13 protein-coding genes are annotated in these 15,654 nt (G+C 73.9%); all 13 read right to left on the reverse strand.

Annotation, left to right across the window (positions count from 1 at the left end; genetic code table 11):
- Window positions 1-194: 194 nt before the first annotated feature.
- A complete protein-coding gene (locus LCD33_RS06065) occupies window positions 195-788 on the reverse strand; it encodes a cadmium resistance transporter (RefSeq protein ID WP_224955603.1) in 594 nt (197 codons plus the stop codon).
- Between the two features lie 156 nt (window positions 789-944).
- Window positions 945-1,340, reverse strand: a complete 396-nt coding sequence (locus LCD33_RS06070) for a hypothetical protein (protein ID WP_224955602.1) — start codon at window positions 1,338-1,340, stop codon at window positions 945-947.
- Window positions 1,341-1,408: 68 nt separating this feature from the next.
- Window positions 1,409-2,812 (reverse strand): DUF6519 domain-containing protein, encoded by a 1,404-nt coding sequence (locus LCD33_RS06075; RefSeq protein ID WP_224955601.1) that lies wholly within the window; start codon window positions 2,810-2,812, stop codon window positions 1,409-1,411.
- A 27-nt stretch (window positions 2,813-2,839) separates the two neighbouring features.
- Window positions 2,840-4,975, reverse strand: coding sequence for a hypothetical protein (locus tag LCD33_RS06080; RefSeq protein ID WP_224977601.1), 2,136 nt, complete (start codon window positions 4,973-4,975; stop codon window positions 2,840-2,842).
- A complete protein-coding gene (locus tag LCD33_RS29325; protein WP_224977602.1) occupies window positions 4,972-8,505 on the reverse strand; it encodes a putative baseplate assembly protein in 3,534 nt (1,177 codons plus the stop codon). Before LCD33_RS29325 ends, LCD33_RS06080 begins: the two co-directional genes overlap by 4 nt.
- On the reverse strand, window positions 8,502-11,582 hold the full coding sequence (locus tag LCD33_RS06090) for a putative baseplate assembly protein (RefSeq protein ID WP_224977603.1): 3,081 nt from the start codon (window positions 11,580-11,582) through the stop codon (window positions 8,502-8,504). Before LCD33_RS06090 ends, LCD33_RS29325 begins: the two co-directional genes overlap by 4 nt.
- Window positions 11,579-11,944, reverse strand: a complete 366-nt coding sequence (locus LCD33_RS06095) for a GPW/gp25 family protein (RefSeq protein ID WP_224955597.1) — start codon at window positions 11,942-11,944, stop codon at window positions 11,579-11,581. Before LCD33_RS06095 ends, LCD33_RS06090 begins: the two co-directional genes overlap by 4 nt.
- Complete coding sequence (locus LCD33_RS06100) at window positions 11,944-12,267, reverse strand: hypothetical protein (RefSeq protein WP_224955596.1); 324 nt, start codon at window positions 12,265-12,267, stop codon at window positions 11,944-11,946. The genes LCD33_RS06095 and LCD33_RS06100 overlap by 1 nt, the downstream gene beginning before the upstream one ends.
- A gap of 10 nt (window positions 12,268-12,277) precedes the next feature.
- A complete protein-coding gene (locus LCD33_RS06105; protein WP_224955595.1) occupies window positions 12,278-12,796 on the reverse strand; it encodes a phage baseplate assembly protein V in 519 nt (172 codons plus the stop codon).
- Between the two features lie 17 nt (window positions 12,797-12,813).
- The gene (locus LCD33_RS06110; RefSeq protein ID WP_224955594.1) at window positions 12,814-13,953 is read right to left on the reverse strand and encodes a hypothetical protein; all 1,140 of its coding nucleotides are present in this window, start codon (window positions 13,951-13,953) and stop codon (window positions 12,814-12,816) included.
- Window positions 13,946-14,287 carry a LysM domain-containing protein gene (locus LCD33_RS06115; RefSeq protein WP_224966075.1) on the reverse strand — a complete coding sequence of 114 codons (342 nt, stop codon included), beginning with the start codon at window positions 14,285-14,287 and terminating at the stop codon, window positions 13,946-13,948. The genes LCD33_RS06110 and LCD33_RS06115 overlap by 8 nt, the downstream gene beginning before the upstream one ends.
- A 3-nt stretch (window positions 14,288-14,290) precedes the next feature.
- Entirely contained in the window at window positions 14,291-14,968 is a 678-nt protein-coding gene (locus LCD33_RS06120; protein ID WP_224966074.1) for a hypothetical protein, read from the reverse strand.
- Window positions 14,969-14,989: 21 nt separating this feature from the next.
- A complete protein-coding gene (locus tag LCD33_RS06125) occupies window positions 14,990-15,607 on the reverse strand; it encodes a hypothetical protein (protein WP_224966073.1) in 618 nt (205 codons plus the stop codon).
- Between the last annotated feature and the right edge of the window lie 47 nt (window positions 15,608-15,654).

The raw sequence follows: 15,654 nt of genomic DNA on the forward strand, positions 1-15,654 counted from the left end.
CCCCCCCGCCGGGCCACACCCCCCCCCCCCCCCCCCAAACCCCCCCCCCCCCCCCGCACCCCCCCCCCCCCCGCGGCCCGGGGCCTCGCCGATCACCGGCGAGGTCCGGCCGGACGCGGTCCCTCCCCGACCGCCCGGCCGCGCAGGAAGGAGCCCGGCCGGGCACTCCCCCACATCCCGGCCGGGCTCCCCCGCTACAGGCCGAAAGCCCCGCCCTCGACGAGGATCAGCACGCCGATCCCGATCAGCACGACCGGCATCAGCACGTGCCCCCACCGCGACAACGCCGCCGCGATGGCGGGCCGGGTCGCGAAGAACCGCCCAGCGGCGATCCACACCGCCAGCAACAGCAAAAACACCACCACGTGCGCGCTCATCCCGCCGATGCCCGCCGTGGCGAACACCGGCACGTAGACGCCCACGTTGTCCGCGCCGTTGGCGAGGGTGACGGCCGCGACCTCCAGGACGCGGGGACCGCCGCGCCGCCGCTGCTCCTCGGCGGGATTCCCCCGCTCGCGCCAGGCCTGCACCGCGGCTTTGACGCCGAGCGCCAACGGCAGCAGGCCCAGGTAAGGAATCGCCCCTTCCGGGAGGAAGGTGGCGCCGAACGCCGCGGCCACCGACACCGCCAAGATCGCGGCGAAACCCAGGTACTGGCCGAACGCGATGACGCGCACGGCACCGCGGTGCCCCGCGCCCTGGGCGAAGAACAACGCGAGGACGAGGATGTCGTCGACGTTGGTGACGGCGAACAGGCCCACCGCCCGGCCGATGGTGCTCAGGTCCACGACCGCACCACCTCCGCCGAAGAGGACTGCCGTGGGAAGGCGCGCACGCGCGCGCGGAAAGAGAACATGGTCGACCTTCACTGGGTTCGCGGACTGCGGCGGACACGAGAGGCCGCACGCCCGCATCAGCGGCGGCGCACGGGCCTCGGGCCGCCATCAGCAGCGCAGGATCCCGAGGGAGATCGGCGTCGGCGGATCGACCGGCACAGGAATTCCCACCGCACCACGGGACATCCGCACGTCCTTCGCACGGAGGGCAGGGGCCGCGCAGTGGATCGCCGGGACGACGGCGAAGGCGGCGGCGGGCGGCACCTCACGCCCGAACACCACCACCCCGTCCGAAGCCGGACCGCGGTCCCCGGGATCGTCCCGCTCGAAGACCGGCCCGCCCGAGACCTCGGGCGCCGGATCAGCCGTCGGCGCGGCGGAGGTCGAGCTCGCGACGGCGGCGGGAACCGCCGACCCCGCGAACGCGGCAGGCGGGTCCGGCATCACCAGGTACACCAGCAGCGCGGTGGCCACCAGCGCCACGACCGCGCACGACCGCCGCACCCGCGCACCCCCCACCGTTCGAAGACCCCGAGAAGCATCGCACACGATCAGGCGCCGCCCCACCGGCCTCAGGTGAGGCCGAACGTCAGGCGCAGGTCCACGATCTGCTGCTCGCCCGCCACCCACGCCAGGGGCGCGTGCTGCACGAAGATGCCGGTCGGTTCGCGCAGCAGCGGACGGCTGCCCGCATCGGTCGGCCACTCGACGTCGCCGGTGGCGATGCGGGCCGGGATGAGCCAGTGGTCCCCGGTGCGGTAGGCGGGCCGGCCCGGGTCGGTGCGCTTGAAGTGCACCTCCACGCCGTCCTCCAGCCGCAGCCACCGGCCTTCCTCCACGGGGATCGCGCCGCCGCGCATCGGCCGGGTGGGGGCGCCGGGCTGCCTGCTGCCTTCGCGCTGGTCCCAGCGGCGCAGGAACGGGTGCAGCCGCGCGTCCCGGCCGGCTTCGGGTTCCGCCGACAGCCGCACCCGGCGCTCCGGCAGGTCCAGTTCCTCCACCCGCAGCAGCGGGTCCGGTTCCAGGCGGCTGGCGTAGGCGGTGTCCACGACCTCCACCAGGTCGCCGACGTCCAGGTCCAGCTTCTCGTCCCCGCCCAGCGAGGCCAGCGCCACCCAGGTGCCGTCGACCTCGTCGATCGGGAAGACGACCGAACCGTTCTCCCGGGACCACTTGAAGGTGGCGCCGGATTCCGCACCGCCCTCGTGGATCTCCACCCGGTACAGCTGGTTCTCCGGGCCGCGGTAGCGGGCCTCCGGGTGCACCAGGCACGGATCGGTGTCCGCGTCGGCGGGCCGCTTGCTGCGCGCCGCCAGCAGCGGGGACTGGGCGCGCTGCTCGCGGGACCACTCGTCGAACGCCTCGCGCACGGCTTCCGCGGGCGCATCCGCGTTCGTGACGCCGAGTTCGGCGGCGGGCAGCGCCATCACCTGCCACACCACCTTCACCCGCGCCGAGGTGTCCGGTGCCGCGGTGCCCAGCGCCACCTCCCGCAGCTGCGGATCCTCGGCGGCGGTGACGATCCGCTCCCACACCTTCAGGTACACCAGGTACGGCTCGTCCGGCAGCCGGTCCGCGGGCAGCTCCGGGTCCCGGAACCCGTCCGGCTGGTCCCAGTAGGTCCAGCTCGACGGCTGCTCCACCGGCGGCACCGGCTCGTCCTCGTCCGGCACCGCCTGGCCGGGCGCGGGCCGGTGGGCGTCGCAGCGGATGCCGCCCACGTAGTAGCGGCCACCGCCGATCGCCAGGTCCGACAACCCGTGCGGGCCGGCGATCCGCTCGATGCCGAACCCGGTGGCGTCCACCGGACCGCCGTGCGGGCCGATCAGGTCGGTGAGCACCGTCCGCTGCTCGTGCAGCTGGATCAGCGCCTGCTCGTTCGCGTCCGAATCCAGCTGGACGCGGCCCTGCTGGGCGACCACCGCGGAATAGCCGCGCTCCGGCTGGAAGTTGATGCGGGACAGGTCTGCGTGCATGTTCGGAGCGTCCTCTCGTGCTGGAGATCAGGAGACGAAGATCAGGCCCGAGTCGGCCCCCGCCGGGACGTGCTCGGCCAGCCGCGCGCGCAGGTTGTCCTCCCGCTGCGGCTCGTACAGGTCGTGGAACGCGCCGAGCTCGGACCCGTCCTCGGCGCCGCGGCGGATCGGCAGCGGGCAGTTCGCGGCGAGCCGCGCGTAGTCCGGCGTGCCGTAGCGCACCGACTCGAACACCGGCCGCACCCCCTCGGCCACGTCCCCGGCGCAGCGGTGCCTGCGCGGGGTGCGGGAACCGGACGGCACGTAGCTGTAACGCAGGTCGCCGATGCCGCGCCGGGCCACGTGCATCCGGCCGGTGAACAGGCTGTTCTCCGCGAGCCGCACCGCGTGCGCGTGCACCTCGCCGAACACGGTGCTGCGGTGCGCGTGCAGTTCCGCGTGCGCGTGGCGGCAGTCCGGGGCGGACAGCGCCTCCCGGTCGTGCCCGGTGGCGTCGAGGACGCTGTCGCGCAGGTGGATCGGCAGCGGATCGGTGCTCACCTCGTCGCCGATCACGGTGATGGTGCCGAGGATGCTGCGGTCGATCTCCACGCAGGCGGTGGTGCGGTCCAGCAGCAGGCTCGGTTCTCCGGGCGCGTGCGGCTCGCACCCGGGTTCCAGCGACCAGCCGGGGACGAGCGTGCAGTGGCGGACCTCCAGCGCCGCCAGCGGACCCGTCACGTTGACGCCGCGGCCCGTGATGAGCAGCCCGTCCAGCACCACGCGCGGCCGCCGCCCCGCCGGAACCTCCTGCGGCACGCGGATGTTCAGCGCGTCCGGGCGGTTGCTGTAGGTGTCGAGCAGCCGGATCACCGGGCGCTTCCCGTCGGCGGCGCGCAGCAGCAACCGCTCGTCCGGGCCCAGGTCGAAGTCCAGCTCCTCCTGGTGCGCGCCGTTGTGCGCGATCTCGATGACGCAGTCCGCCGCGCCACCGGACTCGCGTTCCGCGCGCCACGCCTCGTAGGCGTCGAGGATCAGCGGGTGCTCCTCGCCCGGCCCGACCCGGCGGATCCGCGCGTGCGGCGGGGTCTCCGGGTCGCGCGGGTAGGCGCCGCCGCCGATGTCCGCGGAGAACGCGTGGTGGTAGTCCACCGACACCCCGGCGCGCGGTGCGGACCGCGAGCCGAACGCGATCCGGCCCAGCACCGGGTCGACCGCCACCTGCCCGTACCCGGGCCGGTAGCGCCAGCCCGTCAGGTCCGCGATCGTGATCGCCGCCGGCGGCACCGGAGCGTCCTGCCCGTCCAGCCGGATCACGAAGCTCTTGCCCGGCCCGTAGTAGTCCGCCAGCCGATCCGCGACCTGCCTGCGCCGCAGCCGGGCGGGCACGTTGTCCAGGGTGGCGATGTGCGTCGCCGACGGCTCCGGCACCGGTTTCGTCACCAGCGGCACGTCGTTGCCCAGGATGGAGAACGTGTAGAGGCTGCGGGTGCGGTCGATGCAGTACGCGGGCGCGCCGAGCACCGGGTGCGGCCGCAGCCGCCATGCGAACAGCGCCACCCCCGCCGGGGTGAGGCCGCCGCGCCGGTGCCGCGATCCGGCGCGCCGCACATCGGCGGACCGGGCGACGGTCCCGAACGGGCCGCCCGCCAGGTCCAGCGCCGCGGACTCGCGCACGTCGGCGAGCCTGCCGCGCCGCAACCGGAACGCATCCCCTGCGCCGTGCAACCGCACCGGCTGGTGGTGCGCGACCAGGCGGGACAGCTCCACGGCGCGGGCCGGCCACCCGGCGGTTCCGGCGGCGAGCTCTTCCAGCAGCGGCAGCGTTCCCTTGCGCCGCCGGTGCGCGACGGTCGCCGCCACATCGCGGCGCGGGGCGAGCGCTTCGGCTAGCCGCCGCCGCGCCTCCGCCGGATCGCCGCCGTCGCGCAGTCCGGCGGTGCCGACCCGCTCGTAGCCGGGCAGCCGGTGGTAGCCGACGAGCTCGCCCAGGTACGGCAGCGCCCATTCGGCGGCGGTCTCCACGAACCAGTCGTCGTACTGCTGCGCCACGGCATCGCGCACCAGGTCGAGCTGTTCGCCGACGACGGCGAGCAGCTCGCGCAGCGGCTCGCCCTGCTCGGCGTCGCGCAACCGGTGCCAGGCGGGCAGCAGGTTCGCGAGCGCATCCGGTTCCCGGCTCATCGGTGGACCTCCGTGAGGATCAGCGAGTCCGGCACGTCCGGGGACAGCAGTGCCAGCTGGGCGGGACGCAGGCCGCGGTGCACGAACACCCGGCGACCCGGTTCGAGCCGGGCGGTGCCGGTGATGTCGGGGTTGCGGCGCAGCAAGTCGCGCAACGAGATCCCGTTGCGGGCGGCCACGTCGGTGAGGGTCTCGCCGCCCGGTGCGGTGACGCGGTAGCGCTGCTCGACGTGCTCGGCGAGGCGCGCGGGCACCACGTCGGCGGGCCGGGCGAGCCGGTCGGTGACCGCGGCGAACTCGTGCGGGCTGCCGTCCTCGGGGATCCCGCCGAACACGTCGACGTCCACGTAGGACACTCCAGGCACGGAGTGTGCGGTGGCCAGCACTTCGGACAGCAGCGCGGGCCGGCCCAGTTCCCGGCCGGCGAAGCCGAGTTCGTCCAGCAGCGCCCGCCGGATCCGCGGTCGCACCACGTCCCACGCGTGGTCGCGCTCCAGCGCCACCTTCGCCGACACCACCAGCAGCACCGCCTCCCGCGGCTGCACCCGCACCGGCAGCCGCGGATCGCCGTACTCGTCCAGCGCGGACCGCAGGGCGCGCAGCAGGTCGCCGTCCGGCGCGAGCGGCAGGTCGTCCACCCCGGCGACGGTCAGGTGCAGCACTTCGCGCCTGCCGTCGAACACGCGCCGCGCCGCGGCCCGCCCGATCCCCGCGCGGGACCGGGCGAAGTCCTCGTAGTCGCGCACCGACACCAGCCGGTCCAGCGCCGACACCGCCAGCGGCACCGTGCGCCGGGTCAGCGCCGGGCCGTCCGCGTCCGAACCACCGGTCGCGGGCAGCGGGTTGGTGACCCCGGTGACGCCCAGCGGCCGCGTGACGGGTTGCGTGATGCGGTCGGCGCCGACGTTGGCTGCGCGCCCGGTGCCGAACCGGTAGCGGGCCCGCACGTTCTCCTGCCCGGTGGGCAGCCGCGCGCCGTGCACGCCGTCGCCGAAGGTCACCGTGGTGCGCCCGGACGCGTCACCGCCGACCACGTAGACCCGCTCCGTCGGCCCGCGTCCGGCGAGGCTGTCCACCGGGTGCCAGCGCAGGCCGTCCACCCGGACCTCCAGCGCCGGGGTGGCGCCCAGCGGGTTGTCGGCGGGCAGCCAGGTCAGCGGGGACTGCCAGAGCGCGAACGTCTGGTGCGCCTTGCCCGCGTCGCCGCTGCCGATCGGTTCGTCGCGGCTCTCGCCGTGCGTGGCGGGCACGACGTTGCCGTGCACCACGACGGTGTCCCGCCGGTAGCGATGCCGCAGGTCGGTGGTGAGGGTGAGCACGGTGTGCGGGTGGTCGCCGGGCAGTTCCGGGTCGAGGGCGGTGTCCGCGGCGGCGATGACGGCGACCTCGGTGCCGGGAGCGCCCGGCGGGTCGGCGAGCTCCCCGGACACGACCAGGTACCGGCCGGGGCGCAGACCTTCGTGCAGGTCGGCGAGTTCGAGGGTGCTGCCGCGCACCTCCTCGTCCAGCGGTTCGTCCGCGGGCCGCAGCGGTTCGCCGCCCGCGTGCGCGGTGGCGTCGCGGATGTCGGAGAGCTGCCGGTCCTGGTCGTCCAGCCACGGGTCGGCGAGGGTCAGCTCGGTGGCGCGGCCGGTGATGCCGTAGCGGGTCCCGGCGGTGGTGCGGACGGCGGTGGCGCGGGTGACGACGCACGCCAGCGCCGGGTCGCCGGGGATCCCGCCGGGCGCGCCCTTGCGGGGGCGCCGCACGACGACGCGGCTGCCGGTGGTGATCTGCTCGTGCACCCCGTCGAGCACCAGGATCCGTTCGCTGCCCGGGTAGGGCGCGGTGGTGAAGGTGAGCTCCACGTTCGCCGGTTCGCCGCCGGCGCCGTAGCGGGCGGTGAGCCGGTACGGGCCGACGAACGCGGTCTCCTGCTGCTGCGGCAGCAGGTCCCACTCCTCCCGGGAACCGTTCTGCACGCCGACGTGCACCCGGCCCTGCTCGTCGGGACGGGAGATCGTCAGGGTGCAGGCGGGCAGCTCCGGCAGCATCCGGACGGTGACCCCGGCGGCGTTCTCCTCGCGTGGTGCGGGGCTGGGGAGCGCGGGGTCGGGTGCGGTCAGTTCGACGCGGCCACCGCCGAACTCGAACTCCTTGCGGGTCGGCAGCTGCTCCACGTGCTGCCAGCCGCCACCCGGTTCGGTGCGCTGGAACTCGGCGCGCACCGGCCGGGTGCCGCCCGCGTCGAACGCGATGCGCACGCTGGTGCGGGTGCCGCCGGGCAGCGGCCAGTCCGATTGGCGCACCACCCGGCCCACCGCGTCCTGCACCGGTTGCAGCGGGGCGGTGGCGCCGAACGGGGCGGCGGTCACCCGCATCGCGACCAGTTCGCGGAGCACGCCCGGCGGTGGCGCGGCGGAGTTCGCCCGCAGCGCGCGGGCCGGGGCGGCTCCGGCGGCGGGAGGGGTGCCGCGGCGCGCGGCCGGTGCGGCCGGTGCCAGGTCGAGGGCCCGGTCCCGCAGCTCGGCGACGACGGCCCGCAGCCTGCCGAACCAGTCGGCGACCGGTTCGCGGGGTTCGGCGAGCACTTCGGCCTCGGCGAGCCGGTCCAGGGGTTCGGCCAGCCGCAGCGCGAACTGGGCGGGCGAGCCGATCGCGGGCAGTTCGGCGCGCAGCGGTGCGAGGACCTGGGCGTCGAACTCCTCGATCAGCTCGTCGGCGGGCCGCGGGTGCGGCAGCTGCGGGGACGGTTCCCCGGTGCCGGGTGCGAGCCAAGCACCGAGTTCGGCGCGCAGCTCCGCCAGGGTCGGCGGTGGTGCCTGCGGCAGCGAGATCGCGGTGACGTCCTCGTCCCGGTCCACGCGCACCGCACCGACGGGCCGCAGCAGCTGCTGGTCGCCGAAGTCGAACAGCAGGTTCTCCCCGGCGCGCAACGAGATCGAGGTTCCGGCGACGTAGATCTCCGAACGCTGCTCCAGCTCCTGCCGGGTGAGCAGCGCCGGGCGCCGCCGCCGCACCGCCAGCCGGTTCCACGTCCAGCGCGCGAGCAGGTCCTCGCCGGTCTCGAACACCACCGACTCGGTCTCGGCCGCGCCGGGCACGCTGTTGCTGCGGGCCCCGCGCGGGATGAGCACGGTGGCGTCCTCGTCCCGCGGGTCCCGGTCCAGGGAGTAGGCCAGGTAGGTGCTCGCGGCGACGCCGGGGCGCGGCCGGTGCCCGACGAGCCCGCCGAGCATCGCCAGCGACCGGTGGTCGTCAGCGGTGCCCAGGTAACCCTCGTCGGCGATCCGCTCCGAGTGGAACGTCAGCAGGTCGCCGAGCACCGCCCACGCGTCGAGCAGCCCGATCGCCGGGTCGTCGGTGGTGCGCACGGTCAGCCCGCGCAGCGCCGGATGCGCGGGCGAGGCGAGCCGGTCGAGCATCGCGGCGAGGAACGTGCCGTGCTCCCCCACACGCAGGTCCAGCGCCGACCGGCCCGGCGGGTTGTGCGGGCGGGCCGGGGCGCGCCGTTCGTCGTGGCGGTCGCAACCGCATCCGCATCCGCTCACCGCGCACCCCCGAATTCCAGGTGGAGCACGCCGTTCTCGGGGCGCTCCGGGTCGTTGTCGCAGCAGGCGATCTCCAGCGGAGCCACCCGCAGCAGGCCCGCGTCGAGTTCGCCGTCGTCGTCGTGGAAGGCGCGCCGCAGCCGGGTGACCTGCGCGCTGCGCACCCCGGGCACGGCGGCGGCGGCGACGAGCCTGCTCAGCCGCACCGGTTCGCCGAAGCTCAGCGCGTCGGGGTGGAAGAACCCGAGCGCTCCGCCGCGCAGCCGCCGCCTGCCGAAGACCCGCAGCAGGTCGGCGACGATCGGGCCGCGCTGGTGCCCCGGCGCCGCGCAGATCCGCAACGAGACCTCCAGCGGCACCTGCCGGGCCGGGCGAACCACCAGCTGGTGGCCGATGCGGCGGTGCCGTTCGAGCAGGTCGGTGACCTCGGCGAGCAGTTCCGGGCCCGGGGTGCCGGTGCGCTCGGCGTCGACGGCGACGTGCACTTCCCGGGTGCTGCCGCTCCAGCGGATCTCGGCGGCGGCGCGCTGCACGCCGGGCACGTTTCCGGCGAGCGCGGCGTAGTCGGCGGCGGTGACGGCGCGCGGCCGGGTGCGGCGCAGGTCCAGCGGCGCGAGCTGGCGCACCTGCTCCACCGGTTCCGGTTCGGTGCCGCCGGTGGCGGGCAGCGGATTGCGCACCACCACCCCCGGCAGCGGTGCACCGTCCGGTTTCCGGCGCAGCACCAGCCGATCGATGGCCTCGGCGCCGACGTTGCCCGCGGTGCCGCCGCCGATCCGGTAGCGGATCTCCAACGCGGCGCCCGGTGCGGGTGCCGCGCCGCAGCGGTCGTCGCCGAAGCGCAGCGCGAGCCGCCCGTCGTCGTCGAGCTCGCCGACGAAGTGCCGGTCGCGCGGCCCGCTGCCGAGCAGGTCCCGCCGCGGTTCCCACCGGTGCTCGCCGTCGGTGACGTGCACGGCGGGCAGCGCGGCCCGCGGATCCGGATCGTGCGCGGCGGGCCCGTGCAGCACCGGGTCGTCGGGGTGCAGCCCGGTGGCGTGCTGCTCGCCCCAGCTCTGCCCGATCTCCCAGGCGATGTCGGGGCCGAGGACGGTGCCGGCGTGGGCGCGGGCGGTGAGCACCTCGAGCCTGCGCCGTTTGGTGGCGAGCAGGTGGTCGGCGCGGTGCAGCAGGTCGCGCAGCGCCCGCACCGTGTGCCCCCGCAGTTCGAGGCGTTCCAGCAGGTCCCGGTCGAACAGCACGGCCAGCTCGTCGACCTCCTCGTCGGCGAGCCCGTCGGAGTCGCGGGCGCTGCGCCACAGCTCCACGAGCCGTTCCCGCACCCGGCCGGGGATGGCGGCGAGCCGGGCGGCCTGCCCGACGGCGAGGTGCGCGGGCAGCGGATGCGGCACGGCCTGCACCACCGGGGTGCGGTGCAGGACGGGCCGGAACCGCGGCCGGATTCCCGGGTAGACGGACTGGGCGAGCAGCCGCCGCAGCGCTTCGGCCTGCTCGTGCGCCGTGGTGGGCAGCACTTCTTCCTGCCTGCGACCGGCGTTCTGCACGTCGATGCCCGCGCGGGTCGTGGCGGGTTCGCCGAGGACGGCGTGCAGCTCGCGCACGTCGTCGCCGGTGAGCTTCCGCCCGCCGCGGGTGCGGTCGATGAGGAAGCCCAGGAGTTCGGCGGGTTCGTTGCCGTCGGTGCGGTCCCGGCAGCCGGACGCGTCGCAGGCACCGAGCACCGCGGGCTCCGGCGGCACGACGACCCGGTCCGGGGTGCGCCGGGTGCGGCCGTGGTCGACGAGCGCCACGTTGCCGCGGGCCACGCTCACGTCGGGGATCGGCGCGCAGTCGTAGCCGCCGGTGGAGCTCAGGCGCAGCGGGAACCGCAGCGCGTCGGCCCGCGCCCAGGTCACCTCCAGCACCGGCTGCGCCAGCAGCGCGTCCTCGCCCGGAGTGGTGGAGGTGAGCCGCACCGCCTGCCTCCGCGTCGGATCGGCGTCGCCGGGGGTGCCGGTGACCGGACCGCGGACCTCTTCGAGGACCAGCAGGTCGCCGGGCCGCAGGTCCAGCGCCCGCTCGTCGTCGCGCAGCGTCGCCCCGGTGGCTCCGGCCGGCAGCGTGCAGTCCTCGTCGCCCCAGGTCCAGAACCGGATGCGGTTGTGCGCGGGCCGCAACCGGAACGGACCGTCCGCGAGCGGTTCGAAGACCTCCACCGCGTCCTGCTCGTCCAGCTCCGCCAACGCGTCCTCGTCCAGGACGGGCCCGGGCGCGGGCGGGTCGTGCGGGCCGCGCGGGCGCAGATCCACCGCGGCGAACCGGAACCCGCCCGGTTCGAGGTCCAGTTCGGTGGCGGTCTCGGCCACGACGAAGGCGCGGGCGGCGCAGCCGTCGTGCATCGGGTAGTCGATGAGCCGCACGTGCCTGCGCACCGACACCCGGCGCCGCGCGGTCTCCAGGTAGGCCTCGGTGGCGACCGCGTCCTGCTGGTAGCCGAGCTGGTCTGCGGTGTGCGCGAACAGTTCGACGAGGGTGACGCCGAGGTCCGGCGCGAGCCGTTCGGTCCAGCCCGGGATGGTGAGCGCGAGCCGGTCCAGCAGCACGCGCTTGAGCGAGTCGAAGTCGCGGGCGGTGTAGTCGATCAGCGGTGCGGGCGCGGGTTCCGGTTCGCACGGCGGTGGCGCGGCGTGGTCGAACGGGGTGGGGCCGCCGGGGTGGAAGGTGAACTCGGCGCTGCAGTAGCGCTGGTCGAAACCGGGGAACGGTTCCTCCCCCGGCCTCCCGTACGGGTCGCTGTCCACTAAGGACAATCGATAGCGGGTGGTGTCGCCGGGCCGGTCGACGGTGACGAACATGCGGTCGTCGAGCTCCGGGTCCTTCTCCCGCTCCACGGCGACCTCGACCGCGGTGATGCCGGTGATGCGGCGCCCGCCGTCGATGCGCACGTTCTCCGGCCGCACCCCGTGCGGGGCCTTGCCGATGAACGTGACGACGAGGGTGCGCCCGCCGTCGGCGGCCTCCACCGCGTCCACCCCGCCGAGCCGTGCCGCGCGGACCCGGGCCCGTCTGCCGTCGGTGCGGCAGTGCAGCTCGCTCATGCCCGCCTCCCCTCGAAGATCTCGTCGCGGTGCTCGCCGGTGGCGCGCACCAGGTAGCGCAGCCGCACCCGCACCACCTCGTCCTCGGCGGTGACCTCCAGCGCGTCCACCTCGACCAGGTCGCCGAGCCAGCGCTGCAGCGCGGCGTGCACGGACAGCTCGACGGTCGCCGCGAGCTCCGGGCTGTTCGGCGCGAAGACCAGGTCGAGCAGGCCGCAGCCGAAGTCGGGTCGCATCACCCGCTCGCCGGGGCTGGTGAACAGCACCTGTTCGACGAGGTCGGCGAGGTGCTCGTGGTGCCCGGCGCGGGCGGTGCGGCCGCGGCGGTCGAGGCGGAACGGGAACGCGATGTGGGTCCTCATCACCGGCACCGCACCCCCCGCGAGTCGCCGCGGAACACCGGCGGCCCTTGCGGGCGCAGGTCGGCGCTGAAGCACTGCCCGTCGGTGTCGTCGAGCAGCGCGGGCACGCCGTCGACGAGCAGCCCACCGGCACGCGGCGTGAAACGCACCGTGCGGCACGGCCCGCTCAGGTTCGGGCAGCCGAGCACGGCGTACGCCTCACCGGTCCTCCGCACGGCCTGCCCGTCGGCGCGGACCGCCGCGTTCCCGGTCGCGGCGACGATGCGGCCGCCGTGCGGGCAGTGCACCGCGGTCGCGGCGGTGACGAGGTTCCCTCCGGTCACGACTTCCCCCCTACTGCCTCTTGGGCACGATCAACCGGCCCTGGTTGATGTTCACTTCGTCGCCGACGAGTTCCACGGACGCGCCCTTGCCGTTGCCGACGGTCACGCCCTTCTCGTCGATCTGCACGTACGCCCCGCTCGCCGCGCGCAGCAGGATTCCTTCACCGCCGGGCACGTCGGACATGAGCAGCTTGTGGTCGCCGGGCGTCCGGATCACGACGGGCTGGCGCTCGCCGAGCGCGTCCGGCGGCAGCTCGGAGCGGTCGCCGTACCAGCAGCCCGTCCAGATCGGGAAGCTCGGATCGCCCTGCTCGAACTCGATCCACACGCCGGCGCCGACCTGCGGCACCACGTACTGCCCGGCGCCGCGGCCGGTGAACGGCAGGCACGGCAGCGCCCAAGTGGAGGCCACGTCGCCGAGCACGTCGGGGACCTGCGCGGTGATCCGCCCGATCTGCAGCGGGTCGGCGTTGTCCACGACCCGGCCGCGGAACTTGCCGAGGAAGCGGTTGTTCGATGCGTCGGCCATGCGGTTCCTTCCTCGGGCTAGGGGCGGACGGTGTCGCTGCGGGCCACGAGCCCTTCGCGGGAGAGCGTGAAGTTCTGCTGGTACGAACCGACCCGCAGGTTGTGCGTCACCGATTTCACGTAGTAGTCGCCGTCGTAGGTGACGCCCGCGCCCCGCACCCCGACGAGCTCGCGGGGCCGCAGCACGTACCCGTGCCGGTTCACGTCCAGCGAGCCGGAACCGGAGATCGCGTCGGCGGAGGTCGCGGCCCGCGCGAGCGCCTGCGCGCGGGCGCGTTCCGGATCCATCTTCGCCGTGCCGGACAGGGGTTTCCGCTTCAACGCCGGGGATTCGCGCCGCGCCAGCGGTGGGCGCAGCGGCCCGATGTCCGGGTCCGGCAGCAGCGTGACCTGCCGGGTCGCCGGGTCCTGCACGCGCGCCTCGGGTTGTTCGCGGGCGGTCCCGTCGTAGGCGAAGGTCAATTGGTCCACAGTGGAATGCGCATCCATGTTGACGGTGAGCGCGTGCTGCCGCTGCCCCAGCCGCTGCTCCGGTCCCCAGTAGGCGGTGGAGCGGCCCGGGCGCGGTCCGGGGTCCAGGTAGAACGTGTACCCGTTGGCGCGGGCCAAGTCGTTGACGTACTGCAGATCTGTGCTCGACTGGTAGTCGACGCGCAGTTCCTCCCGCGGCGGCTGGTGCACCTGCTCGCGGATGATGCGGCTGTCGATGCCGTAGTCGGCGTACTTGCCCAGGATCCGCTCCACCCGCTGCGAGGGCGCCAGGTTCGGATACCGGTCGGTGCGCTCTTCGAGGTCCAGCAGCAAGGTGAGGTCTTCGCCGGTGACGGTGAGCGTGGACTGCCCCGGCTGGTTGCTGGCGCCGACCTCGTTGCGCACGATCAGCCCGTCGAGGATGACGCTCGGCGTCCCCTTGATGGCGAGCGCCAGGACCACCCGCGTCTTCGGGTCGAAGAAGCCCTCCGGCAGCAGGCGGTCGACGATCCGGCCCTTCTTGGTGAGGTCGAACGCCAGCTGGAAACCGCTGCGCTCGCCCGCGGTGCTGGTGATCTGCGCGGACAGCAGTGCTTGCGCCACCTCGCCCGGCACGGGCCTGGTGAGCTTCGGGCCCATGTGCAGGCTCAGGTGCACCGGGCCGGAACCGATCGGGACCTCAGACATCGAAGCTCCCCGGGCTCGGCACGTCGATCTCCCGGCCCGGCTCCGCGGTCAGCTCTGCCGGGTCCAGCACCGGGTTCGCGTCCGCGATCCGCCACCACTGGCCCGGATCGCCGAAGTACCGCTGCCCCAGGTGATCCGGGCGCTCGCCGGCGTTCACCACGTGCTCGTCCGCGTGCTCCGGGAGCTTCGGCAGCAGCCGGCGCTTCGCGTACCGCACCTCGGTGCCGTCGGCCGTGCGGTGCACCCCGATCTCCACGTCGTGGTACCGGCTCGTGCGCGGATACGGGTGCGCGCCCGGGATGTCGTCCAGCGCGGTCTCGTACGGTTCGATCACGGCCTACCTCCCCGCCCCTGCCCCGTTCAGGCCCAAGGAACCCAGCGAACCCAGCGTTCCGATGCCCGCGAGTCGTTCCTTCTGCGCCAGGTGCGCCAGGTACAGCTCCGCGCCCCGATGCCCCGGCGGCAGGTCGCTCACCGTCAGCAGCTTCAAGCCGAGGCTCAAGCTCGCCCGGATCGGATTCAGGTTCACGTCGAACGCGGACTCGTTGATGGACATCTCGGTCAGCCGCACCGGGATCACCCGCTTGCCGCCCCAGGTGAACAGGGTCAACGGCATCTCGATCGGGCTGATCTCGATCGTCCCGTTCTTCGCGAGCCGCGTCGCTTCGCGGAGCTGAGCAGTCGTCGGCTGCACCAGCATCTCCAGCGCCGCCAGCTGTGGGTGAATGCCCTCCGGTGCCGCGATCTCCAGCTGATCCGTCGCGTCGATCTCCGCCGTGAACTTCCACGACTCCTCCGCCGGGCCTTTCAGCCGCAGCGCCTCGTTCTTGTCGCCCGATCCGCTGCCACCACCGCCGGAATCACCCTCGCCTCCCGCGGACTGCGGCGACACCGAGCGTTCGAGCGTGTCCGGGTTGAACTGCAACACGATCACCCGCTGCGGGGTGCCGCGCTCGGGGTCGACGAGCACGATGCCGGACCGGATCGGCTTGGGGATGTCGGCGTAGCGGGTCATACCAGTCCAATCAACTCGCGGTCACCGGTCACGATCTTCACGGAGGTAATAACCCGGGCTGCTGGAGAACCGAATCCCCTCAGACACGAGGACATCGATCACCACTCCACTCCAGATCAAGGTCGGAGGACTGGGCAACGTCGCACCCCCGTGCCGATACCCGGATACCCAAGCGATTCCACCAGCAGCGATCGCACGGGCGTTCGCATCGGTGAAGTACTCGCGACCATCATGCGAGACAACCCACAGCCCGCCACGTCGCGGCCATTTCTTGAAAAGCGACTTTATCTCGATCGGATCAGGAAGATGAGGCGCACTCGAAACACTTGAGAACCCCGCGCGATCGCTCGGCGACCATTGAACGCCAGGAGCCAGCGGCGCGACCAAATCCACCAGCTCCCGATTAGCTATGACGTCACCACTATCGGCATAAGTCAGCTTCGGCCCAGCGGGAAGCTCATCCACCTGCCACTCAGGAACAAGGCACAAGTAAGCAGCTTGCTCCCCCCGGGGAACTCCCTGTTCCAGCCGAGGCGACGTCACCCGCAACTCGTACCCCCTTCCGATCAATTCATCGACCACCTCGTCGAACGACTCGTCCGGAATACGCCACTCCTCCGGATCAGAAGCTATTTCCACAGCTCCTCGAGCCGACAACTCCGACCTCACGACGGAGCCCGCACCGT

It is taken from the genome of Saccharopolyspora sp. 7B, assembly GCF_020177435.1.
GTDB lineage: Bacteria > Actinomycetota > Actinomycetes > Mycobacteriales > Pseudonocardiaceae > Saccharopolyspora_C > Saccharopolyspora_C gregorii.